Source organism: Parapedobacter sp. GCM10030251, assembly GCF_042666505.1.
Classification (GTDB): domain Bacteria; phylum Bacteroidota; class Bacteroidia; order Sphingobacteriales; family Sphingobacteriaceae; genus Parapedobacter.
In genome coordinates this window covers 727,725-753,054 of record NZ_JBHTDN010000002.1, presented here as the reverse complement: position 1 = coordinate 753,054, position 25,330 = coordinate 727,725, and the positions used below count along the sequence as shown (strand labels likewise).

16 protein-coding genes are annotated in these 25,330 nt (G+C 49.9%); 14 read left to right on the top strand and 2 right to left on the bottom strand.

Annotation, left to right across the window (positions count from 1 at the left end):
* Positions 1–61 precede the first annotated feature (61 nt).
* From ACFQRK_RS08850 to ACFQRK_RS08835, 4 genes are read left to right on the top strand one after another with little or no spacing between them, the layout of a single operon-like run.
* The gene (locus ACFQRK_RS08850) at positions 62–1,909 is read left to right on the top strand and encodes a RagB/SusD family nutrient uptake outer membrane protein (RefSeq protein ID WP_379005687.1); all 1,848 of its coding nucleotides are present in this window, start codon (positions 62–64) and stop codon (positions 1,907–1,909) included.
* Positions 1,910–1,939: 30 nt separating this feature from the next.
* The gene (locus tag ACFQRK_RS08845) at positions 1,940–3,130 is read left to right on the top strand and encodes a DUF5000 domain-containing lipoprotein (protein ID WP_379005685.1); all 1,191 of its coding nucleotides are present in this window, start codon (positions 1,940–1,942) and stop codon (positions 3,128–3,130) included.
* A gap of 21 nt (positions 3,131–3,151) precedes the next feature.
* On the top strand, positions 3,152–4,399 hold the full coding sequence (locus tag ACFQRK_RS08840) for a DUF4998 domain-containing protein (protein WP_379005683.1): 1,248 nt from the start codon (positions 3,152–3,154) through the stop codon (positions 4,397–4,399).
* A 38-nt stretch (positions 4,400–4,437) separates the two neighbouring features.
* A complete protein-coding gene (locus ACFQRK_RS08835) occupies positions 4,438–6,966 on the top strand; it encodes an alpha-galactosidase (RefSeq protein ID WP_379005681.1) in 2,529 nt (842 codons plus the stop codon).
* 238 nt (positions 6,967–7,204) lie between these two features.
* Here the strand turns inward: ACFQRK_RS08835 and ACFQRK_RS08830 are convergent, their stop codons facing one another.
* On the bottom strand, positions 7,205–8,104 hold the full coding sequence (locus ACFQRK_RS08830; protein WP_379005679.1) for a helix-turn-helix domain-containing protein: 900 nt from the start codon (positions 8,102–8,104) through the stop codon (positions 7,205–7,207).
* A 212-nt stretch (positions 8,105–8,316) separates the two neighbouring features.
* On the opposite strand from ACFQRK_RS08830, the gene ACFQRK_RS08825 reads away from it, so the two are divergent.
* Genes ACFQRK_RS08825 through ACFQRK_RS08785 form a run of 9 tightly spaced genes read left to right on the top strand, consistent with a single transcriptional unit; the run spans position 8,317 to position 21,889 of the window.
* A complete protein-coding gene (locus ACFQRK_RS08825) occupies positions 8,317–11,454 on the top strand; it encodes a SusC/RagA family TonB-linked outer membrane protein (RefSeq protein WP_379005677.1) in 3,138 nt (1,045 codons plus the stop codon).
* A 14-nt stretch (positions 11,455–11,468) separates the two neighbouring features.
* On the top strand, positions 11,469–13,118 hold the full coding sequence (locus tag ACFQRK_RS08820; RefSeq protein WP_379005675.1) for a RagB/SusD family nutrient uptake outer membrane protein: 1,650 nt from the start codon (positions 11,469–11,471) through the stop codon (positions 13,116–13,118).
* A 1-nt stretch (position 13,119) separates the two neighbouring features.
* On the top strand, positions 13,120–15,813 hold the full coding sequence (locus tag ACFQRK_RS08815) for a hypothetical protein (RefSeq protein WP_379005673.1): 2,694 nt from the start codon (positions 13,120–13,122) through the stop codon (positions 15,811–15,813).
* A gap of 3 nt (positions 15,814–15,816) precedes the next feature.
* Positions 15,817–17,439, top strand: coding sequence for an SLC5 family protein (locus tag ACFQRK_RS08810; RefSeq protein ID WP_379005672.1), 1,623 nt, complete (start codon positions 15,817–15,819; stop codon positions 17,437–17,439).
* A gap of 33 nt (positions 17,440–17,472) precedes the next feature.
* Positions 17,473–18,237, top strand: a complete 765-nt coding sequence (locus ACFQRK_RS08805; RefSeq protein WP_379005670.1) for a PIG-L deacetylase family protein — start codon at positions 17,473–17,475, stop codon at positions 18,235–18,237.
* On the top strand, positions 18,224–19,165 hold the full coding sequence (locus ACFQRK_RS08800) for a hypothetical protein (RefSeq protein ID WP_379005668.1): 942 nt from the start codon (positions 18,224–18,226) through the stop codon (positions 19,163–19,165). The genes ACFQRK_RS08805 and ACFQRK_RS08800 overlap by 14 nt, the downstream gene beginning before the upstream one ends.
* Positions 19,166–19,193: 28 nt before the next feature.
* Positions 19,194–20,369 carry a mandelate racemase/muconate lactonizing enzyme family protein gene (locus ACFQRK_RS08795; protein WP_379005666.1) on the top strand — a complete coding sequence of 392 codons (1,176 nt, stop codon included), beginning with the start codon at positions 19,194–19,196 and terminating at the stop codon, positions 20,367–20,369.
* A 1-nt stretch (position 20,370) separates the two neighbouring features.
* Positions 20,371–21,129 (top strand): SDR family NAD(P)-dependent oxidoreductase, encoded by a 759-nt coding sequence (locus ACFQRK_RS08790; protein WP_379005664.1) that lies wholly within the window; start codon positions 20,371–20,373, stop codon positions 21,127–21,129.
* Positions 21,130–21,133: 4 nt separating this feature from the next.
* On the top strand, positions 21,134–21,889 hold the full coding sequence (locus ACFQRK_RS08785; protein ID WP_379005662.1) for an SDR family NAD(P)-dependent oxidoreductase: 756 nt from the start codon (positions 21,134–21,136) through the stop codon (positions 21,887–21,889).
* Here ACFQRK_RS08785 and ACFQRK_RS08780 read toward each other — a convergent pair.
* Complete coding sequence (locus ACFQRK_RS08780) at positions 21,879–22,811, bottom strand: AraC family transcriptional regulator (protein ID WP_379005660.1); 933 nt, start codon at positions 22,809–22,811, stop codon at positions 21,879–21,881. The two genes, ACFQRK_RS08785 and ACFQRK_RS08780, sit on opposite strands and share 11 nt — an antisense overlap.
* Before the next feature lie 182 nt (positions 22,812–22,993).
* Between ACFQRK_RS08780 and ACFQRK_RS08775 the strand changes: the two genes are divergently transcribed.
* The gene (locus ACFQRK_RS08775; RefSeq protein WP_379005658.1) at positions 22,994–25,327 is read left to right on the top strand and encodes a hypothetical protein; all 2,334 of its coding nucleotides are present in this window, start codon (positions 22,994–22,996) and stop codon (positions 25,325–25,327) included.
* Positions 25,328–25,330 lie beyond the last annotated feature (3 nt).

Here is a 25,330-nt window from a genome sequence, read left to right as displayed (position 1 = left end):
ACCAATTATTATTATGAATAGTAAGCGACTTAGATATAGCTGTTTGGCATTGGTTATATGCTTGAACATAGTTACTGGATGTGACAACTATTTGGACATTGTGCCGGACAACGTTGCCACACTTGACAACGCCTTTACCGTAAGGACTCAGGCCGAGAAATTTTTGCATACTTGTTACTCATATATGCCACGGAACGGCGACTTGGGTTCGGATCCGGCTATGCTGGGCGGAGACGAAATCTGGCGCATCAATGAACGGGGAGGAGCGATGTTTAATATCGCACGTGGATTGATGAATGTAGTGAGTCCGTATGGCGACAATTGGCAACTGATGTATCGCGCGTTGCGGGATTGCAACATATTCTTGGAAAATATCGAGAAGGTAACGGATATGGAGGCCCCTGAACGTGCGCGATGGGCCAGTGAAGTGAAGTTTTTGAAGGCGTATTATCACTTTTGCTTGGTAAGGATGTACGGCCCTGTCCCTCTTGTTGAGAAAAATCTACCGATCTCGGCGGATCCTGAAGAGGTTAAGGTGATGCGGGATCCAGTGGATTCATGCTTCAACTATATCGTGAATTTGATCGATGAGTCGTTGGAATACCTGCCCACGGAAATAGTTAATCCGATGGACGAATTGGGTAGGGTGACCGCTGTAACAGCGCTAGCCATGAAAGCGAAAGTGCTGGTAACGGCGGCGAGTCCCCTTTTCAACGGAAATACGGACCAGGCTGCCTTGAAAAATCCGGATGGGCAACTACTGTTCAATCCCACATTTGATCCGGCCAAATGGGAAAGGGCTGCTCAAGCCTGTAAGGAGGCGATAGACGCGTGCCACAATGCCGGTTTTAGCTTGTATTATTTTCAGCCTGAATTCGGGCAACATAATCTTACGGACACCATGACGACTCAGATGAGCATACGCAATAGTCTCTGTGAAAAGTGGAACCGTGAGATCATTTGGGCCAATACTCAGACCAATTCAAGTAGTCTCCAGGTGTTGGCTACCACATTTATAGATCCACAATATTTAGACAATTGGCCATTGCGGGGTGAGCTTTCTCCTCCTATGAAAATAGCTGAAATGTTTTACTCTCAACATGGAGTGCCTATTGAAGAGGATAAAACATGGGCTTACAGCTCCAGATTCAGCCTCCGTGAAGCCACGGAACAGGATGAGCTTTACATCCGGAAGAATTTTGTCACGGCAGGTTTACATTTTGATCGCGAACCCAGGTTCTATGCCGATCTGGGATTTGACGGGGGGGTGTGGTATGGGCAAGGCAAATACGATGATAAAAAGCCAGCTGAACTATTCTATTTGGAAGCAATGGGCGGTCAGCGCAATGGCAGTAACCTTTCTGACCGCGGCACCATAACGGGATATTTTATCAAGAAGTATATCCACTATCAAAACGTTATTGGCACGGGCACAAATTACTCGGTTACCTCTTATCCTTGGCCTATCATTCGACTGGCAGACGTATACCTGTTATATGCTGAGGCGCTTAACGAATCTGCGGGTCCTTCTGCCGAAGTGTACAAATACCTGGATTTGGTTCGGACACGTGCCGGATTGGCCGGTGTGGAGGCGGCTTGGGCCGGCTATTCCAATCGGCCTGATAAGCCAAAAGAAAAAGAAGGATTGCGGCAAATAATTCAACAAGAGCGCCTTATTGAGCTGGCTTTTGAGGGACATCGGTTTTGGGACATTAGGCGTTGGAAAGATGCGACCAGAATGCTCAATCAACCCATCGTTGGCTGGGATTTGAAACAACAAACCGCCCGGGCGTACTACCGGCCTAAAGTTATCTACGACCAAACGTTTGGAACAAAGGATTATTTCTGGCCCATAAAAGACGAATACATTATTGTGAATCGAAACTTGGTACAAAACGTAGGGTGGTAAACACTATTCACCAGTTATAACATGAGTTTTATGAAAATTAAAAATATAGCCCTCATTGCTCTTACAGGAATGGCGATCGGTTTTTTTGGTTGTTCGGAAGCCGAACGCCTCGACCACTTGGATGTAGCTAAACCCGCTCCGGAACCGGTCACGGATGTGAAAGTCACTCCAACACCCGGAGGTGCCGTCATTACGTACAAACTTCCAGATGATCCGAATCTGTCGTATGTGAAGGCGGTATATGAAATCCAGCCCGGAGTGGTCCGCCAGACCAAAGCATCCCGGTATTACGATACGTTACGTGTTGAAGGATTCGGTAGTACGGCAAGCTATCCCATTAAAATCTTTAGCGTGGGCAAAAATGAGAAGGCTTCAGAACCGGTGGAAATAACGGTCAATCCGATGACACCTCCCGTATTGTCCGTCTTTGAAACCATAGACCTAGCTGCAACGTTTGGGGGAGTCAAAGTGTCTTTTGAAAATAGTAGCAAAGCTAATTTGGCGATTGTGGTGATGGTCGATTCAAGCGGCCGGGATACCTGGGCTCCGGTAACGACATTTTTTACCAGCAGCGAAAACGCTACTTACGCAGCCAGGGGAATGGAAGATAAGGAAAAAAAGATCGGGTTGTTTATAAAGGACCGGTGGGGCAACCGGTCGGACACGCTTACAAAACTACTTACTCCACTGTATGAAGAGGTCATACCAAAGGACAAATTTAAATTAGTCAAACTTCCCAGCGATACTTGGCAAAACACGTTTAATTACAACATTGAAAAAATTTGGGATGGCATTACCAATAACTCGGAAAATGTTTGGATCGTATCTGCAACTTATGCTGTACCGCAATGGTTTACCGTTGATTTGGGAGTTGCTGCTACCTTCAGCCGGATGAAGGTCTATCAGCGGGCCAATTATCCCTACATTGCCCCAATGATTAAGGCGTTCGAGATCTACGGAAGTAATAACCCCGATCCCGATGGTGGGTGGAACAACTGGGAATTGCTGGGTTCTTTTACTTCGATTAAACCTTCCGGTCTACCATTTGGATCCACTACCACAGAAGATGTCGAATATGCGGTGATCAACGGAGAAGATTTTGACTTCGATGGGACGATGACGACTCCCGTCCGATATATTCGGTTTAAAACCTTGGAGACATGGGCACCGGGAGGTGGTGTGCAGACGTCTGAGATTTCGTTTTGGGGGCAGGTGAAATAACTAATCTATAATCGGAGAATTATGAATAACAAGCTATTAATATACGGGGTGTTGGGTTTATGCCTGTTATCGAACGCCTGTAAAAAAATGGATCATGCGTACGAACAATATATAGAAAAAGGTGGCAGGATCTACACAGAGCGACCAACAAATGTTCGGCTAAGCGGCGGCTTGAACCGGGTAAAAATCAGTTGGCCGAAAGGGCCGGATCCAAGCGTCGTCAAAGCACGGATTTTTTGGAACGTTTTTGCTGATTCCACAGAAATTCCGATTGAACCTTCTATGGATACGGTCTCCTGTATGATCGATAATCTTCCCGAAGGCAATTATTCATTTGTGATTGTCACGTATGATAAGGAGGAAAATCAATCCGTACCGCTGGAAGTATTTGGAAATACCTATGGGCAAAAGTATCAGGCCCGACTACTGGACAGACCGGTTTTAGCTTCCCAGCAGAAAAAGAACGGCGAAATGTTTATTGTCTGGGGCGTAGCCGACACCGCGGCGGGAGCATTCGCTACTGACATCAAATATGTGAACCTTGCTGGAGATACCGTACATAGAATTGTTAACTCAATGGTTGATTCGACGTTTTTTCAGGATTATTTAACCGGGACATCCTATTTTTACAGGACGCTGTTTCTGCCGGATTCTAATGCGCTTGACACGTTCCGGACGGCTTATTCCGAGCAGCATGTGGAAGAATATGTGCCGCCTGCAATGATAGACCTCAGCAGCCGTTATCTTAAAAATTTCACGGCGCCATTCCAAAGTGAGACGTACGATGGCGCAAGATGGGGGACGTTAAAAGATTGGGTTACAAATGACGTGATGCGTAATCAAGGTCCTGCCGGTAATAAAATTTACGGCGGATATGATAATATCAACAACTCAGGATCTTTTGGTCTGCAAAAATGGGGAGATGGTGATCCTGCGATTGTAAATGGGAAAATTTATCAGACTATTACCTTGCCTGCAGGAGATTACGAAGTGATATGGACAACAGAAGGCAACTCATCGGCGGTAAACCGTGGCACTGCGGAGCGCTATCTCGTAGTGGCCGAGGGCAGCACGCTCCCAGATCTTGCTGATTTAAGCGGTGCGTTGGGCAGTGTTTCTTTTGTGACGGGCGTAGACCGTTTCAATGTCAAGGTGGATTTTTCGTTGGCGGAATCTACGGAAGTATCGATCGGCATTTTGGTTAACTTTACCAGCGGTCAACAAGCAGTAAGAGCGGGGGGACTTCAGTTGTGGGGGCCCGATCTGTAATTCGATTTGTATTTATGTTTTTAGCTATTCAGTTTCCAATGAGACGATTTTTGATTGCTGTTGTGTTGTGGTTGGCTCCAGCTCTGTCGCTTGCCCAAATTACGTGGGATGGAAAACGACTTACCATCGAAAACGAGGCGATGACACAGGTAATCGCGTTTGATAAGGGTAGGGTTATGCCGTTGTCTATGCGGAGTAAGCAGTTCGGAAAAGAATTACTGGCATCAACCGATAGCGTTCCCTGGTTTGAATTTGTAATTAATAATCAACTGGTGCACGCGTTGCAGTCTATATGGAAATATCAAAGCCATGAAGTGCGTAAGCTCGGCAACGGAGGAACAGAATTAGTCTTGCGGATAGCGGGGCAAAAGCAATTGAAAGGAATGATCGTAGAAGTGCACAAGCAATACTTTCCGTTTTCGACGCTGACAAGGGAAATGCTATTCCTGAAAGTAAAAGAAAGGCATCGGTTTAATTTGAATAAACTCAACGGCGCGCTCCATTTTATTTTTCCGCAATATGCTTTTTCGGATAATCGTCCACAGACTCACTTGAAGGAAACCCGGATAGCATCGTATGCCCAAGAAGCATTGCCGGATTTCCAGCGTTCCTTCACGTCGGATCAACGGAATCGGGTGAACAACCTCGCCTATTGTCATATGTTTGCTCCTGACTCTTCATTCTTTTCATTGCAAGGAGGCGATAAGGTAAGTGTCAAAGGACCCTTTCAAACGACTCAGATGGAGGGCTACACGTTATTTAGTGCATATGAACATGCCTCGCAGGACACGCGCCGGGGGTTCGAGACGATGTATCAGCCAAGTGCCGGAGATCGATTTGCCAACGATGGGTCACAAGGTGTAATCGGTGAAAGCGATCTGGATAATACCGATGAAAGCCTGTGGTTTATTGGCTTGGAGACGTCCAAAAAGAATGACCAGTTAAAAATCGGTACGTCGATAAGAAGAGGAGGATATCTTGAGAACGAAGTCGTGGATTGGGCACACCCCTATGAAACCGTTTGGACAGCGGTAGCGTTTTACGAAGATTCCGCGGATACGGAGGCTATAATCCATCGGTATGTTATGGAACAGATAACCGATCATAAACCGGCGCGCCATCCTCATTTTTATTACAATACATGGGGGATGCAACGATCATCTGCCGATGTAAGAGGCGTTTTTACAGAAGCGCGTATTAAAGAAGAGATCGGTTATGCCGCGGAGTTAGGAGCCGAGTTATTCGTATTGGACGATGGCTGGGAAGTGACGCAAGGGGTATGGAAACCGAACCAACGGCTATCCGGTGGCATTGCGCCGTTGATTGCTGAAATCGAAAGCCGAGGTATGATTCCTGGAATCTGGCTGTCGCCCATGGGAATCGACGCTACGGCAGACCGGTTCAAAGAATATCCCGAGTGGGTAATATTGGACAAAAACGGGAACCCCGTCAAAGGGCAATGGAATCATCCTGTATTTGATTTGGTGGGCGGCTTTTATGATGTTTTTGTCAACGATTGTAAATGGTTGATTGATCAGGGTGTCCGTTATTTTAAGTGGGACGCCATCAACTCGTTCCCCAGTTCCCTCCCGGGGTTAGCCCATGGCGATAGCACATACAGTGCGCAAGAACGTAAGGATCGGTATGATTACCTCCTCCCTTTTTATGTAACGCGGGCTATGCGAACGTTACGGGAATATCATCCCGATGTGGTGGTAGAAATTGATGTGACCGAGCCCCAGCGTTGCATGGTCGGTTTGATGCCTTTACAAGAGGGGAAGTTTTTCTGGATGAATAACGGAGCTTCGGGCTATGGTGACTATAGTACCTATCGCAGCAAGTCGATGCGAAGTATTACAAATCGGTTTGCCGGGGTTTTGCCCAGCCAAGTATTCACATTTGCTGTATATCCGCATAACGCCGCACCGTTTTATGCACAACGATACCATGTCAACACGTCCATTGTAGGCGGTAACGGATTCTGGGGCAATCTAAAACAAACCAACGAGCAACAAAGGGCATCGGTCAATGCAACGGTTTCAAAGAGCAAACGGGTGCGTCCGCATATCGCTCAATTACCTACCCGGGTCCACGGACGCGTAGGCGGATCTCCGGAAGTGTATTCGTGTGTAAACGAGGCAACGGCCTATGGTCAAGTTGTTGGGTTTAGCGGCTCGGCGTTGTCTTACAGCCACCAATTCGAAGTAAATGACGCGCAATTTTTGGGCGTTCTCAATCATGCCTATTCATACGCCGATGGCATGCTCACCCTGCCATTCCAGTTCGCTATGCCCGATGACACGCGCGAAGCATTTATTTTGGGTAATGACGGTAAGGGAGTATCCATCGTATCATCTACCGGATGGATTGATGACATTACCCTCGAGGGAAATGCCCTAAATATCCGCTTGGGTGCCGCGTCAGATTTGGTCTTGAAATTAAAGGCAAACGGCGTGACAACGATGTCCGTCGATAACCGGGAATTTCCTGTACCGCAGAAATCGGACGGTGATGTACTGCACTGTTCGGGAGAAGCCGGGCAAGTTATTAAGATTACTTGGGAATAAAAGCGTAATGTCTTTTAATACATGGCCTTCTTTCGGTTTAAGGTAGTACCTTGCTTAAATGAGTTGACTTATTAAAGTTTAATTTTAACAACCGTTTTTCCCGGCAATTTTTACGAAATTATGAGCTGTGCTTTTTTGTAAAGCACAGCTCATAAAAACACACAACTGCAATTTCCAATACAATATTTACAATTGAATTTTCGAAGCGCCCCGGCAATAACCCAGGCGATAACGGGATTTAATCCGCCTGGTTGTCCATGATCAGGCTTTCATTGGAGCCTTGAAATGCCCTTCGGTACTCTTTTGGGCTCTGTCCGGTGATTTCCCGGAACTGCCGATTGAAATAGGACAGATTTTTAAAGCCGCATTCATAGCATATACGCAATACGTCCCATTCCTCGGTCAGAAGCAGGCTGGTGGCATGGGTGATGCGCACGTGGTTGACGAACTGCGAAAAGGTCTGTTCCATGCGCCTCTTGAAATACCGGCAAAAAGCAGCCTCGTTCAGGTAAATCAGTTCCGCGGCTTTCTTGCTGTCCAGGTCGCCCTTGAAATTTTCAATCACGTATTTCAAAACCGGTTCCAACCGGGCGGAATCTTTGTTGGTGAGTTTCATGACCGATTGGGTTTCATTCATCACTTCCAACGGTGGTGAAGCGAGCTGCGACAGGTGATTCAGCAATTGCAAAAAGAGAATCAATTCGTTCATGCCCTTCTCGCGGGGTATTTTTGAAAACAACGCATATACTTCGTCGTCCACTTGCTTTATTTGGACACCATAAGCTGCTTTGTTAAGCAATTCCTTTACTTGGACATATTCCGTATTATCAAAAAAGCCACTTCCGAGAAAATCATCCTTGAAAAAAATAGCAATGGCATGAGCCGTTTCGCCGGATTCGATGAAAGACTTCTCGTTGTAGAAACAATGGCCAAAACCCGGCCCGAAAAGATAGACTTCCCCGCCGTTAAAGTTCACGATTTTTTTTCCGGCATAGAGCTTCCCATAACTCTTTTTTATCCAAATCAATTCGTACAAATCATGGAAGTGGAAGGGCGAGGTAAAATACGTTTGGATATATTCTTTTGCCAGAAATCCGAGACCAGAAGGATGCGATTGATGTTCGAAAATGACTTTCATAAACGATTGCTTTCCAACACATAAATACCGACTAATTTCCACATTAACAAATTTCGCTTCCGTTTTTCTGTATAAGTAAATATTGTATCGGTAATGGCAAATGAGGTGGTGTCAAACGCGGGTGACGACGGATACTTTTGCTTCATCCAATTATAATCGATTGAAGCGTGGTGTGGTCAATGTGAGATTATTCATCTTTTACAGATTAAAATATGACCAAACAAAATGATGTGGAAATTATGAAAAAGAAAGGTAAACAAATTCCGGGTATCAAGTTGTGCATGGCGTTGTTTTGGTGGGTGGCCTTCAGTGCCAGTGCTGCCGCACAGCAAGCGAACACGATAACGGGAACCGTCAGGGACTCGGTGACCAGTGAACCACTCGCGGGCGTAACCGTTGAGTCAGCGGACGGGTCATCGGTACAGACCGATCGATCGGGAGCATTTTCCATCCGGACATCGCTGCCGGCAACCCTTGTTTTTACGTATGTGGGTTATCATCAAACCCGCCTTGAAGTAACCGAACGCCAACCCCTGGTGATCCGATTGGCTCCGTCGTCGGAAGACCTTGAAGAGGTTGTGGTAATTGGATACGGCACCCAAAAAAAGACGTCGTTAACGGCTGCCGTATCCACCCTCAAAGGCGACGACATACAGTCGGTGCCCGTTGCGAATTTGAGCAACACGTTGGGCGGCCGTGTGGCGGGTGTCATTGTGAAACAAGGGTCTGGCGAACCCGGAAGGGACGGTTCGAATATTTTTATCCGGGGAATTTCGTCAACGGGTAACAGCCAACCGCTGCTGGTGGTAGATGGGATACCCCGTGATTTCACCCAATTGGACCCCAATAACATAGAAACATTTACGATTCTGAAAGACGCGGCAGCGGTGGCGCCTTACGGTGTGGCGGGAGCAAACGGTGTGGTGTTGGTCACGACCAAGCGTGGAAAGCAGGGTAAAGCGACCTTGACGTACAATGGCTATGTCGGATTCCAGAATCCGACGGTATTGCCCGCTTATTTGAGCTCTTACGAAGAAGCGTCTTTGAAAAATCGGGCGGCGGAAAATGTGGGACTGCAGGCACCGTTTTCCGATTATGCCTTGCAGAAATTTAAGGATGGATCGGATCCGGATGCCTATCCAAACCACGACGTGTGGAATCACATTGTTTCCCGCGATGCCTTGTTGACCAATCACGGCATTGAACTGTCGGGGGGATCCGAGTCGGTGCGCTATTATGGAAGCTTCGGGTACCAAAAGCAAGATGGGATGTGGAAAACCACGACCACCGACCGGTTTAACTGGGCGGTCAACCTCGAAGTGGACGCAACCCGATCCACAAAGGTTACGGCGAGTATAATCGGGCGCTCCAATAGCAGGCGTTATCCTCCGTCGGATCAGAATTTGGGCGGAGCGGGACGGACCGGAAGGATATTTGAGTTGGCGGGCTTCGCCCAGGTTGGCTATGGACCGTTATTTTTCAGCAACGGCATGTTCGGCAACTATGTATCCTCGGCAATTTTTGGTACCGGCTATGAAAAAGTAAAGAACAATCCGCAGTTTAACCAACTTACCGTAGATCAAAAAATCCCGTTTATCGAAGGGCTTTCGTTTAAGGGCACGTTTGCCTACGACCCGGAGTTTGTGGATTCGAAATTATGGAAGACTCCCATGCACGTTGCTACGATAGATACCACACAACGTCCCTATGTCATTACCGATGCCCTATTTGGTGATCCGAAACCGTTGTTGGTCGAAAGTTTCAGAAAATATCAGCAATATACCTACCAAGCCAGTTTTAACTACGCCCGCTCGTTTTCACGAAACGATATCAGCGCGTTGGTAGCGTTTGAATCCAAGACCAATTCCACACGGGGTACCGATGTGATCAGAAGAAACTATAACCTGATCATCGACGAGGTGGATATGGGAAGCCCAAATCCGGTGGATCGGGAAGTCGCCGGTACTTCCAGCATGGCGAAACAACTCGGATTGGTGTACCGGCTTACGTACGGGTATGCCGATAAATATTTGTTGGAAGCGAGTGGACGGTATGACGGTAGCTATTATTTTGCGCCCGGCAACCGGTTTGGTTTCTTTCCGGCCTTTTCAGTAGGCTGGCGGATTTCGGAAGAGAAGTTTATCAAAGACCGCGTAAACTGGCTGACGAACCTGAAAGTAAGGGGGTCGTACGGCGAAGTTGGGGCATTGGCGGGCAGTCCCTTTCAATACTTGAGCACCTATGGCGTAGTTGGTACGGCCTACGCATTCAACGGAACGGCAGTACAGGGTGTTTATGAGCGGGCGGAACCCAATCCCAACATCACATGGGAACGGGCAAAAAAGATGGATGTCGGACTGGAAGCCGGTCTTTGGAACGATCAACTTTCTCTGGAGGTCGATTACTTTTATGAGAGACGGTCAAATATGCTGCTGAATCCCAATGTCGTCATTCCCGTGGAGTACGGAATCGGATTAAGCCAGGAAAATGCGGGCATCATGAGCAACCGGGGAATCGAATTCTCGTTCCGGGCTTCGCGTGCGCTGTCCAGCGAGCTGAGTGTATCGCTGGGTGGCAATTTCACCTACGCAAAAAACAAACTGTTGCAGGTATTCGAAACGGACGTTACCTATAACAATCCGAATCGGCGATTGACGGGCCGATCGCTGGGGACGCAATTCGGATACCGGGCGGTGGGGTATTTCCAGGAAGCTGATTTTGACGAAAGCGGAAAGTTAAAGCCCGGTATTGCAACGCAACCTTGGGAGGCTGTACAGCCGGGAGACATCCGCTACGACGATGTTGACGGGAATGGCAAAATAGATGAGAATGACTTTGTTCCGATCGGTTATCCTACGGGGGCACCGGGAATATTGTATGGGTTTTCACCTTCGGTGACGTTTAGGAATTTTTCACTGGAAGCCTTATTTCAAGGGGCGGCAAATACCAATTGGTATTACCACCCGTCGTCTATCATGCCGTTCTGGAACGGGATGAAGCCTTATAAACATAACCTTGACTATTGGACACCTGAAAATACCGATGCTCTTAATCCGAGGCTAACGCCTTCGCCAACCACGAATAATTCGGTAACTTCATCGTTCTGGATGGGTAACGCAGCGTATTTACGGTTGAAAACCGTTACGCTCTCGTATGCCTTGCCTGCTGCATGGGCTTCGCGTATGCGTTTGCAGAGCGCGCGCCTCTATGTGGCGGGACAGAATTTATTGACCTGGACCGACCTGCTGTATGATCCGGAAATCGGGACGAACAATTCGTACGCGCCGACAAGTGCTTGGACGTATCCTCAGCAAAAGGTGATGTCGTTTGGGTTAACCGTTGTGTATTAATTTTAGTTAATGTCATGAAACACGTAAATCTAACTAAACCGGTTGTCGCCTGGAGTACGCTGATAACCGTGATCATCTGTTTCACTGCATGCGATGAAACGCTGGATGTGGCTCCGAAAGACCAGATTGCAGACGAAACGCTTTGGGAAACGACCGATAACGCCGACCTATTTTTGAATGCGATTTATACCGCGATTCCGAGTCCGGTTGGAAGCGGTGATCCCCTGGAGAATTTTACCGACAATTCGGTCAACGGGGTAGCGGGGCGCTACAGCTCGACCGTGTATGGCAACTCGAGCTACACGCCAAGCAATGGGCCAAGCCAGTGGGGGCATTACACCAACATACGGAAGTGTAATGTATTCATTCAAAAAGTCAGTGAATCTACCTTGCCGGAAGATTGGAAGGTTCTCCGTTTGGCGGAGGCGCGGTTTCTGCGGGCATATTTTTATTCACTACTTGCCCTGCATCATGGCGGGGTTCCGGTCATCACCGATGTCTTGGATCGGTATACGCAAGGCGAAGAAATTTTCAGGGCGCGGAATACGTTTGAAGAAACGATACAGTTTATCACGGCCGAATGCAGCCAGATTGCCGGGGATTTGCCGTTGACGGCGCCCTCGGGAAGGATTACCAAAGGAGCTGCACTGACCCTGAAAGCCTGGTGTGAGCTTTTCAGCGCCAGCCCCCTTTACAATGTTACCGATGATAAGGCGAAATGGCAGTTGGCTGCGGATAGCTACAAGCAGGTCATGAACCTGGGCGTGTATGAACTGTTTCCCGACTACGGTACCCTCTTTCTGGAAGCAAACAACCACAACAGCGAGGTCATTTTTGATCGGGTGCATTTGGGAGGAACCGCACTCGCCAACACGCGTGCTCAAAACTACGGGCCTACCTTTGTGAATGGGGTTGCCAGGGCATGGGCGGGCTCCAATCCGACGCAGGAACTGGTCGATACCTATCTGATGGCCAATGGATTGCCGATCGATGATCCCGCTTCGGGCTACGACCCGCAAAACCCCTATGTGGATCGTGAACAGCGGTTCTATACGGACATTATCTACGATGGCGCGGAATGGCTGGGGTATCCCATCATTATGAAGCGGGGTGTGGGAAGTAAGAATCAGACCGATTTGAGCGATAATAACGAAGCGACCAACACGGGCTATTACTGGAGAAAAGCGGTAGATCCGCAATATGCAAACCTGGGAAATATCGGAAATGGCGCCCATTTTATTATTTTTAGGTACGCAGAAGTGCTCCTTGGTTACGCGGAAGCACAAAATGAAGCCGTAGGCCCCGACCTTTCAGTGTATGAAGCGGTGAACCTGGTGAGGAAACGGGTGGACTTGCCGCCCGTTGACGAGGGGCTGAATAGGGAGCAGATGCGGAAGGTAATAGATCGCGAGCGCCGGGTGGAACTTGCGTCGGAAGACAAACGGTGGTATGACATCATCCGGTGGAAGAAAGCGGAACACGTATTAAATGGTCGTTTACACGCGGTGTCGATCGAACTGGAAAACGGGAAATGGACGTACAAATCGGTGCCAGCGGGCGGGGGGACAAGGGTGTTTTTCCCGGAAAAGAACTATGTTTACCCAATTCCGCAGTCGGCAATGGATGCCAACCCCAAATTAGTACAGAACCCAAATTATGATTGATATGAAGTTTATTTTTTTGACAGGTTGTTTCCTGCTGAGCCTCCAAGGTTTTGCGCAGAAAAAACACGAGGTTGCCGTGGAATGGAGGGAAACGCCTGCTTCAGGGAGTTTTCAGGCCACCAACGGCAGTCTTTCGGCGGTTAAGGTTGTCCGAGGTCAGGGAAAAGCCAAAGGAAGTGAGTTCAGTTTTTCTTCAAACAAAGCAGGACGCATACAGCTGACGGTGGATGCTGTGGAGCAACCGGCAGGAAGCCATGCCACGGTGGTCACGTTGAATGCCTCCAAAGGCTCGTTTTCCTTTTTCCTTCGGGATGTGACCGAGGAATATCCGATTTACTTGCCCGATTATGGGGTGGTTGTACTCAAGGCGGACGACCCACGTAGCTACGAGGCCATTGAAAAGGAGGTTCTTTCCCGGAAACGCATGACGAAGATTCAACGTCTGACAGCGGCATCGGCAGAAACTTCCTTTGAATCGGTCGAAGATCGTGTGCGCGATATGTCGGTACCTACCTGGTTAGGTATCAGTCGGGACTTCCGGATTTTTGAGGTCGCAGACTGCCTGCCCGATGCGGCACGGGGCGAGGCGAACATCATTTCACCGAAGCGCTCTTCGTCTCCGTTACTATTGCCTGAAACGGAAAACGCTCCGGTGAATTACCTGTATACTGTAGGTCGCGGTATAGGCGTGGAGGATAACATTTCCCGCCGGCTTGAACAGGGAGTCATGCCCATATTGCACAGCACATTGAAGGACGATGACATCCGGTATCAATCCACCTCCTTTGTCTCGCTTGAAAAATCACCGTTTTCATCCCAAACGCCTATCGGAACCGACTTTCTAGTGGCAGATAGTTACAGCGGTGGGCACATGTTTACCGAAAAGCAGCAGGAAGTGTTGGCCCAGAGGCGGGAGAAGGAGCTCGATCCCTCGGAAGAGACCGTCCTGTACTTCCGGTCGGAAGCCACAAATACCGGAGCGGTGCCGCGTTATGCGTGGTTCAAAACACCGCGCCCCGGAACGGGATGGCATCATAAAAGTGCCTATTCGTTTGACGGCGCCACCGGCTTTTCAACCTATGCTTCCGGAAGGGTGTTTTGCATCTCCCGGTTAAACGGAAAGCCCTTGCCGAACGAGGAAATAGCGGTTCTGTTGCAGCCCAACGAAAAAGTGGTATTCGAGTTTTTGGTTCCGCACAGCCCGGTTTCCCAGGAGCGGGCAATCGCACTGAAAACCCAGTCTTTTCAACAACGTTATGAGGAAGCCAAAGCTTTCTGGCAGGAGAAGCTCGACCAAGCTGCGCGGATTCGGCTACCGGAAAAGCGTATAGAAGAAATGTTGCAGGCCGGTCTGCTGCACTTGGATTTGATCACATTTGGCAAAGACCCCGCGGGCACACTGGCGCCGAATATCGGTGTGTATTCTCCCATCGGTACCGAAAGCGCACCGATTATCCAGTTTTACAACTCCATGGGCTGGCAGGACGTGGCCAAGCGATCGCTTACCTATTTTTTGGATAAACAGCATGACGATGGCTTCATCCAGAACTTTGGCGGTTATATGGTCGAAACCGGCGCAGCCCTTTGGACAATGGGCGAATATTTCCGGTATACCAATGATACGGAATGGGCGCGGCAGTCCGCATCGAAGCTGCTTAAATCGGCGGATTACCTCATCGAATGGCGCAATCAGAATAAGAAAGACGAGCTGGAGGGCCGGGGATACGGAATGATTTCCGGGAAAGTTGCAGATCCGGAAGACCATTTCCACCAGTTTATGCTGAACGGGTACGCCTATATAGGTTTGAGCCGGGTCGCCGAAGTACTCGCCGCTATCGGCCATCAGGAGGCCGATCGGGTAGGCAAGGAAGCAGCAGCCTGGAAAGCGGATATCCGCGAATCGTTTTTTAACGTAATGGCGTTATCGCCTGTCGTGCCGTTGGGCGATGGCACCTGGTGCCCCACGGCTCCGCCCTGGACAGAGACAGTAGGATTGCGGGCACTCTATATGAAGCCGGAGGCGTTTTGGTCCCATGGTACCGTTACAGTATCGGATGCCATGCTTGGGCCCCTCTACCTGGTTTTCTGTGAGGTGCTGGACGCAGATGAACCGGCGGCGAAGATGCTGCTGGATTATCACAGTGAGCTGTTTTATCAGGGAAATGCCGCTTTTAGCCAACCCTATTACAGTCGACACAACTGGATGCAAGCCAAGCTGGGGATGACCAAACCGTTTCTCGAAACATACTACAGTACGTTTGCTGCGCTGGCAGATCGGGAGACGTATACGTTCTGGGAGCACCTGTATAAGGTGAGCCCGCACAAGACCCATGAAGAAGGTTGGTTTTTGATGGAAACCCGGTGGATGCTCTATATGGAAGACGGGAACGCGCTGGATATATTTAAGACGGTACCCCGGGCTTGGATGGCCGATGGCGGGGAGATCGTGTTGGATGGTGTGCAGAGTTATTTCGGCCCATTGCATGTGGAGGCGAAATCGAATGTGGCCAAGGGATACATCGAAGCGACCGTCGAAAGCACCGGCGACCGGAAGCCCGATACGGTACGGATCAGACTGCCGCATGCCGACCATAGGCGACCCGTCCACGTTGATGGGGGAACATACGACGAAAAGACAGAAAGCGTTGTGGTTGCCAATTTCAGCGGTAAAGTAACGGTCCGGCTAACGTTTTAATGTATGTCTGCAGGCACCTTAGACATCCTCACCATTGTCGGTTACTTTGTCTTCATTATCGTCATCGGCGTTTGGTCTAACCGCGGCAGGAAAGACGATGCGGCACAGTATTTCACCTCGAAGGGGTTGCTGCCGTGGTGGGCGATAGGTGCGGCCTACGTGGCCACTGGGCTCAACTCGGAGCAGCTGATCGGTATGAACGGTATGGGCTACCTCGTGGGCTTGCCGCTGGTGAACGCATATTTGATAGCGGTTTTGGTCTATACGGCTTTGATCTTCGTGTTTTTTCCGCTTTACCTGCGCAATAACATCGTTACCATGCCGCAATACCTCGGTGAGCGGTTTGATAAGCGCAGCCAGAACGTGTTTGGGATACTGTTGCTGCTCAGCTATGTGTTCCTAAGCTTGGCGGTTGTCTTGTATGGTGGCGCGAAACTCTTTGACGTGATCTATGAGATACCGCTTTGGCAGGGTATCTTGGTGCTGGGCTTGGTGTCGGGGGTCTTTACCATATTCGGCGGGATGTCGTCGATGATCAACGCTTCCGTATTTCAATTCGTATTGATGTTCCTGGCGGGCGGCGTCCTGTTTTACTTGGGATATGCGAAATTGGAAAATGGATGGCAGGACATCGCGGCCCATGCACCGGGTGGTCTTCACCTGATGCAGCCCATGGATACCCCCATTGTGCCTTGGCATGCCGTACTATTTTCGTTGTTCAACCTCCAATTGTTCTACTCCTGTATCAATCAAACGCTGGTGCAGCGGGGTTTCGGGGCAAAAACGGAATGGGATGTACGCATGGCCATCGTATTTGCGCTGGCATTTGTGTTATTACGACCGTTCCTGGAAATATTCCCAGGAATGGTTGCTAGAGCGCTCGCGAATACAGGGTATCCCGAGTTTGCGGTGACACCCGAGCAAGTGGATGACGTATACCCGATATTAATTGCCAACCTCATACCGAAGGGAATGCAGGGCTTTGTATTGGTGGGTATATTGGCCGCGATCATGTCTACCATTTCGGCTTTCCTGAATTCGATCTCCACCCTGTTTACGTATGATGTGTACAGAAAATGGATTAACCGGCAGGCCAGTGATAAGCAGCTGGTTCGGGTCGGGATGTGGTGCACCTTCGGGTTGATGGTATTCAGCGTTCTCTATGCGCCGGTAATCGGTAATATGGGAGGGATATTCATCTATTTCCAATCCTTATCTACCTACCTGGCCGTGCCGGTAGCTACCTGCTTTCTAGCGGGTATGTTTTGGAAACGGGCAACACCCGCGGCTGCGTTAACCGTGATGATTGCGGGCATTCCATTGGGGGCGTTGATCCAGCTGGTTTTGATCCCCTGGCTGTTTTCCCAAGAGACGATAGCTGCATATAGCCTGACCAATTTTTATGTAACCGGGGGCATTACGCAGGTATTCTGCGCCGTCCTGATGATCGTGGTCAGTTTAAACAGCAAACCCCGGGATATAAACGAAATCAGATCGTATTTATGGACGCCTGAACTATTGCGACTGCCACCGCAGGAAATCCGGCCACCGTGGTGGCGATCGGTATGGCTGTGGTGGAGCATAATCGTCGTGGTGTATATTGGATTTTATGTGATGCTGTGGTAAATGTTGCCAAGCGTTAAAACGATAGATTGATATATGACAAGTAAACAAACCGTACTATGCTTGATGGCCCACCCCGACGACGCAGAGATCCTAAGTGGTGGTACGTTGGCCTTGCTGGCGCAGCAAGGCTGGAACGTGGTGATTGCGACCATGACACCCGGGCAGGCAGGCTCTACAACGTTGGGGCCGGATGAAATCAGTGCCGTGCGCAGACTGGAGGCGGCAGCGGCAGCCGCGCTTATCCAGGGGAGTTACTGCTGTGTGGAGTGCGAAGATGTATTCATTTTGTATGATAAGCCGACCTTACTGAACGTAACAAAACTCTTCCGGCAGGTACGCCCGGATCTGGTGATTACGGCCAGCCCCTCGGATTATATGCTCGACCACGAAATCACGAGCCACCTCGCGCAAACGGCCTGCATGGCTGCGACCATTCCGAATATCCGGATCGAGGGAACGGTGCCGACCCAGCAGGTACCGCATTTGTATTACGCCGATCCGATACAGGGAAAAGACCGATTCGGCCAGTCAGTTATAGCAAATATAGCGATAGACATCAGCTCGGTCATGCCAACGAAAGAAGCGATGCTGTGCTGCCACAAAAGCCAGCGGGCCTGGTTGCAAAAGATTTCCGGTGTGGATGAGTATGTCATCATGATGAAGGAGTTTTCTGCAAAGAATGGTGCCCGGATCGGCTGCGAATATGCCGAAGGTTACCGCCAGCACCTCGGGTTCAGCTATCCGCAGGACGACTTGCTGAAACATGAACTGGCAGCATGGACACATGAAGGAAAATAATATGGTGAAATTTTCGAAACATCAGGTGAATGGACTGGAAGTGCTCGCCGGTGAAAACGACGACATCCGGTTTGAAATGGTTCCCGCGTTAGGCGGTAAATTGACCAGTGTGTTTAACAAGAAATTGCAAAAGGAATTTCTTTGGCACAATGCGGAGTTGGAGTTAGCAGAAAATAAGGCGGGAGATGACTACGATAGCAATTTTTGGGGTGGCATTGACGAATTGCTGCCCAATGACATACCCGAGGCTGTAGACGGGATCGAGTATCCGGACCATGGAGAACTCTGGACAACCCGGTTGGCGTATACGCTTACGAACGATGGCATATCTGTGTTCGGGCAGTTGCCCAAGAGTGGTCTATTTTACACAAAGACGGTTTCCCTTCTGGAAGGCAGCGGTATTCAATTGGCTTACGAGATTGCGAACCGTGCCGACAGCCGGCGGCACTTTTTGTGGAAACTGCATGCGGCGTTGCGTATCGCACCGGGCGACCGGCTTGAAAGTCCTGCGACAAAAGCACGTGTGGTTTATCCGCAATCTTCGCGTTTCGGAAACGAGGATGAATTCAATTGGCCGGTGATAGACGGAGTGGACGCGGCGTTGGTGCCGGATAAAAATGGCACGATGGATTTTTTCTACCTCTATGATTCGCCGGAAAGCAATATGAGCCTGGTAAGCAAGGAGGGGAACCACCGGTTTACGTATCGGTATGACGGTGCTGTTTTCCCGTACCAGTGGTATTTTGCCTCCTACGGACAGTTCCGCAATCATTATACAGCCATATTGGAACCGGCTTCGGCGATGCCGGTCAGCGTGAACGAAGCCGCAGCGCTGGGGCAGTGTTCGGTGCTGGAACCCGGGGAAGCCCTTCATACGGTGGTTACGATTCATGCGGGGACAACTCACGAAATCAACAAACGGAAATAAGTTAAAAACAAACGGAAATACGATAAACATGAAGATAGAATCAGTCGATTTTTTTTACCTGAGCATGCCCGAAGTATTGGATATTGGCGATGGCAGTCAGGATGCCGTATTGGTACGGGTAAGGGCCGGTGGCCTGGAAGGTTGGGGGGAATGCGAGGCAGCGCCGTTGCCCACGATTGCCGCCTATGTGTGCCCCATGTCCCACAGCGCGTGCAAGCCGGTCAAACATTCGGTAGAAGGCATGGAGCTGAACGACCCGGCCGACATCCATAGAATTGCCCGGAACGTACATGCCAACAGTTTTGACCTGCTACAGGCAGATCACACCCTGTCCGGTATCGACATTGCGCTTTGGGACCTATTGGGCAAAAAGCTGGATGAACCGGTATACCGGTTGTTGGGCTATAAAAAAGCGTTTTCCAAAATACCCTATGCATCCCAATTGTTTGGGGATACACCGGAAGAAACCTACGAAAAGGCCCGGCAGTCCGGAGGCTCGGGGTACCGGGCCGTTAAGTTTGGGTGGGGGCCGATCGGCCGGGGGTCTGTGGCGGAAGACGCCGCGCATTTCCACGCCGCACGGGAAGGTTTGGGTGCCGATGCCTACCTCATGGTCGACATCGGCACCGTATGGGGCGAAGACGTAGCATCGGCAAAAGAACGGCTGGCCACACTCTCGGCAGTCAATGCCTATTGGCTGGAAGAACCGTTTGCCAATATGGCACTGGGTGCGTATTGTCAACTGGCAGATGGCGAACCCCGCGTCCCCTTAGCCGCGGGAGAAGGGTGCAACAGCTATGTGCAGGCCGCCGCGATGTTGGATTACGCCGGATTGCAATTTATCCAAATCGATACCGGGAGAATTGGCGGGATTACACCCGCTAAGCGGGTCGCCGACGATGCGGTACGGAAGGGGATTAGTTATGTCAACCACACGTTTACCTCGCACCTGGCCTTGAGTGCGTCACTGCAACCGTATGCGGGCGTCGAAAAAGATGTGATTTGTGAATATCCCGTCGAGCCCAAGCAACTGGCACTGGATATCACGGCAAATAAGATGACGCTGAATGCCGAGGGGCGCGTGGAAGTGCCCGAAGCGCCCGGATTGGGAATGTCGGTTAACTTGGACACGTTGCGGAAGTACGTCGTGGATACCGAAATTAAAATAAAAGGCACCTTGGTTTACCAAACCCCCGCATTGTAAGATGATAAGCGAACGATTCAAAGGTCAGGTAGCGGTGATTTCCGGTGGCGGGGAGGGTTTGGGTAAAGCCATTGCACAGCGGTTGGCCGCGGAAGGTGCCCGATTGGCCATCGTGGATGTTAATCGGGAAAAACTGGCGGAAGCTGTCGAAACGTTGGCGATGGAGGGGCACGAAGTCGTGGGGGAGGCCGTCGATGTTTCAAACGAAGAAGCGGTAAAGGGTTGTTTTGAACGCATTATGGAGCGCTTTGGGCGGGTCGATGTCATGGTCAATTCGGCGGGCATCGTGGGCCCGACCCGTACATCGATCTTGGATTATTCCGTAGCGGATTTTGACAGAATCTACGCGGTTAATCTCAGGGGAGCCTTCCTGATGGCTAAGTGCGCACTGAAGCCTATGGCCGAAAAGGGGTACGGGCGTATCGTCCTCATTGCGTCGATAGCCGGTAAGGAAGGAAATCCCTTTATGTCGGGTTATTCGGCCACAAAGGCGGGGGTGATCGGGCTGGTCAAAGGTCTGGGAAAGGAATTTGCCACCACCGGGATCACCGTCAATGGACTGGCGCCGGCTGTGATCCGAACGGCAATGAACGCGGATACCCATCCAGAACAACTCGCCTATATGACAAGTAAGATACCGATGGGCCGGTTGGGGACCGTGGAAGAAGTAGCCGCCGCGACCAGCTTTATTGCCTCGCCGGAAAATAGTTTTTCAACAGGTTTTATCTACGACATATCAGGTGGCAGGGCCACATACTAACAGGATGGCAAGAAAAAAAGTAGTTGTATTAGGCGGGTCTTCAGGGATCGGAAAAGCGATTGCCGAACGTTTTGCGCGGGAGGGCTATCAGGTGATTATCGCATCGTCTGATCCCGCAAAATTGGAGGCGGCGAGGGCGTGTTTGGTGGGTCCGGATCATGAAACGTTCCAATTGGATATCCGGAGCGAGGCGCAGGTGAAGGCGTTTGCGCTGCATATGCAGAATACGTATGGGGATTTTGATGTGCTGATCAATAGTGTTGGGATTTCCGAACATTTGCATGCAGTGGATTCGGGGTTTGAGGAATGGGACAACGCCATACAGGTGATGCTCTACGGGACGGTTAAGAGCTGCCGGGTATTGGTTCCGTTGCTGAAATCAGGTGGACGCATCATTCACATCACTTCCATCCATCACAGCCGGGTCGAAAAGGGGAGTTCTGCATATGGAATGGCGAAAGCGGCCATTACCCAATTCACGCGTTCATTGGCGCTGGAACTGGCACCGCACGGCATACTTGCCAATACCATCGCGCCGGGTTTCATCAACACCCCGATGTCGATTGACCCTAACGGACGGAATGAATTGGAAACAGAATGGTTTTACGATAATTATGTAAAATATGATCATTTGCCACTGAAACGTGCAGGCCGTCCCGAGGAAGTGGCCGGAGTAGCGCTCTTTCTGGCTGGCCCTGACGCGACGTATATGACGGGATCGGTGCTGACGGTGGACGGGGGATTGACGATTACGTTTTGACAAGGGATGTCCCACGACCTCCCACGGCTTGGTTCAGTTGTCGGTATTCCTTCGGTGAGGTTCCGATGTGTTTTTTGAATAACCGCGAAAAATAATAAGGATTGTCATAGCCAAGCTCCAGGGCAATCTCCTTGACGTGATTGGTTCCGAAATAAAGAAGTTGACAGGCTTTTTGCATTTTTAAGTGGATGAAATAGTCGATGGGTGCCATATTGGTTGCTTTTCGGAAAAGAGAGGAAAAATGAGAGGCCGACATCCGATGTTTTAACGCAATCTGTTCGACGGTAAGCTTCTTTTGTAGGTTATCGCGCATTTCTTCAATGGTTTTCGTAATAATGTCTCCGCTATCTTTGTCCGCAACGTGCCGCTCGGGGAATAGAAAAGTAGCGATCAGATAAAAAAGCGAGAACGATGCACTGATCAGGTTTTCATGGCTATACCCCATCTCCAAGGTCTTGTATATGGTATGCCAAATCCGAATGGAGTTTTCATTTGCGGGAATTGAAACTGGGCGAGAAGAAGTCGTGATATGGAGTGATTGATTAATTGCGTCGATCTGGTCGCTGGTGTAATGAAACCAGTAGATGGACCACGGCGTTGATTCATCTGCCCAATAACAGATGTACCTATCGGTGGCCGGTATCAATATGAATTGGTTTGCGTTGACTTCGTATTGCTTATTATCAAGTATACAATACCCTTTGCCCCAGGTACAGTAGATCAGGATATTTTCAGAACATCCCGTTTTTCTTTCCCGGTAATGGTGCGCTGCTTTTGGAAAATAACCGATCTGGGTGATATACAAATGAAATAGTGCGGGTGTTCGCTGTTTGGCATCTTTCAAGATCTTTTCAGGAATGTAGATCACTTTTTCTCCCTCGAACCCGTCCCGGATTTTTCGTTTTCTTTGCAAGTCTTTCATGTCGGCCTGTTCTAATCGAATAATGCATGAAATATACGTAAAACCTCCGTTAAATCTATTTGAGGTGGTATAAATACATCGTTGGCGAGGTGGAATAAATCGAAAAGTGTATTTTTATAATGGGATAATGCATTTTTTGCTCTTGTTGGAGTGCCTAATTTAGCCAGGTAAACTTAATAAACATGCCGATAGATTTATCCGTTTCCAGAAGGGGGTTCCTCCGTGCGGCGGCACTGCTTTCCCCGGTACTGCTTGGTGGCAACGCCTTTTCAATGGGCCGTCTTCCTTTCCGTTTTATCCAACATCCGCCGGTTCCATTCCCGCATTTTCCCAGCCGGTTGCACGCATTTGTCTGGCGAAATTGGAACTTGGTTCCCCTGGCGCGAATGGCGTCGATACTGGGAGCCAGCGAAAACCAACTCCTCAAGCTGGGACAGGCGATGGGGCTAGGTCGGCCGAAGCCGGTATCCGATGAGCAATGGAGGCGGAGTTACGTGACGATTATCCGAAGGAATTGGCACCTGCTTCCGAAAACGCAACTCGAAGAGCTGTTGGGCTGGACTGCGGAACAAATGGAGTTTACGCTTCAGGAAGACGATTTCCTGAATGTGAAATTGGGTAATCTGAAGCCCGATTGCGAAGTGCTCACCTGGTCTTCTTCGACCGATAAAAGCGCTGAAAATTGGGTTCGGGAAGTGGTCAAACAGGAATTTTCGGAGTTGCATATAGCCCGGGAAGAACCACTATTCCAGTTTGTTAAGGGCCTTTCGGCCGCGCCTAAACACCGCACAGAAGTCCTAATGTCAAACTTTTCACCCCGGTTTGGATACGGATATTTTACGTTATTTGGAGATCCGCTACTAGACACGGACCTCGATCCGTATCCAGACGGATACCTGCAGCGGATGGCAGCTGCGGGATTGGACGGGACCTGGATGCACATTGTGCTGAGTAATCTGACGCCTTTTCCCTGGGATCCCTCCGTTAGTAAGGGCTGGGAAACACGATTGGCCAATCTCCAGAAGTTGGTCGAAAAGTGTAAGCGTCAGGGCATTGGTATCTATCTGTATCTCAATGAGCCGAGGCGTCAACCATTGCCATTTTTTGAGAAGCATCCGGAGCTTAAAGGCGTGACAAGTGGGCAGCACGCGGCGTTATGCACCAGTCATCCCGATGTACAGAACTACCTGGAAAATGCAATCGCGCAGATTGTGTCGGCAGTGCCCGATTTGGCTGGTTTCTTTACAATCTCGGCATCCGAAAACCCCACGCATTGCTGGTCGCATTTTAAAGGGGATACGTGCCCCCGTTGCGCTTCGAAGGGGCCAGAAGCCGTCATTGTGGAACTCCACCGCGTCTATGAAAGCGGAATCCGGAAGGGAATGGAAAGGTACCGGAAAGCCAACAGCGCGTATACCGGTTCCGGCCCGCAGCTGATCTTGTGGGACTGGGCTTGGCCGGATGGGTGGGCTGAAAATATTATTCCGAAGTTGCCTTCCAATATTTCGTATATGTGTGTCAGCGAATGGAGTCTACCCACCCATAGAGGGGGCGTAGAAGGGAAGGTGGGTGAATATTCCATTTCCGCAATCGGTCCGGGTCCACGGGCGAAAAGGCACTGGGCCATCGCGCGCGAACACGGCCTCCGGATTTTGGCAAAGATACAGGCCGGCACGACCTGGGAGTGCGGCGGCGTACCTTATATCCCGGCACTGGAAAATGTGGCACAGCATATCGTCAATCTCCGGGATGAAAAGGTGAGTGGATTGCTGACCGGGTGGACGCTCGGCGGCTATCCGGGTTCGCCGAATCTGGAGGTGGTTTCGGTGATCGGGAGCGATGCCGATATCTCCGTGCGTGACGCCCTGACACAGGTAGCGAAAAGGCGCTACGGCGCAGCGGCCGAAGATATGGTGGAGGCTTGGTATGGATTTAGTAAAGCTTTTCGGGAATTTCCCTACCACATCGGTGTGGTCTACCAAGCACCCGTGCATTCAGGCCCGGCCAATCTATTGTGGAAAGAGGCTACAGGCTATTCCTCAACGATGGTAGGCATCGGTTACGACGATTTAAAAGGCTGGCGATCGATTTATCCCGAAGAGGTGTTTATCAGCCAGTTGTATCGGGTTGCGGAAGGATTTGACAGTTCGTTAGTAACCTTGAATGAACGAACGAAATCCCTGACGTTAACGAAGGAACAACGGTTGGAATTTGAGCGGGAGTTGAGTATTGCCGAAGCGGTAGCGATCCTGTATAGAAGCGTGGCCAATCAGGCGGATTTTATCCGGCACCGCGATCAGCTCGGCACCGTAGCCGATCGCTCGGGGGCGAAATCGCGGCTGAAGGAGTTGCTGTTGAGTGAAATCAAGCTGGCCCGTCGCCTTTATGAACTGCAATCTGCGGATTCGCGCATCGGTTTCGAAGCCACGAACCATTATTTTTATGTGCCTGACGACCTGATGGAGAAGGTGCTCAATTGCCGGTACCTGCTCGAAAATTGGGTGGAGAAGATTTAGTAA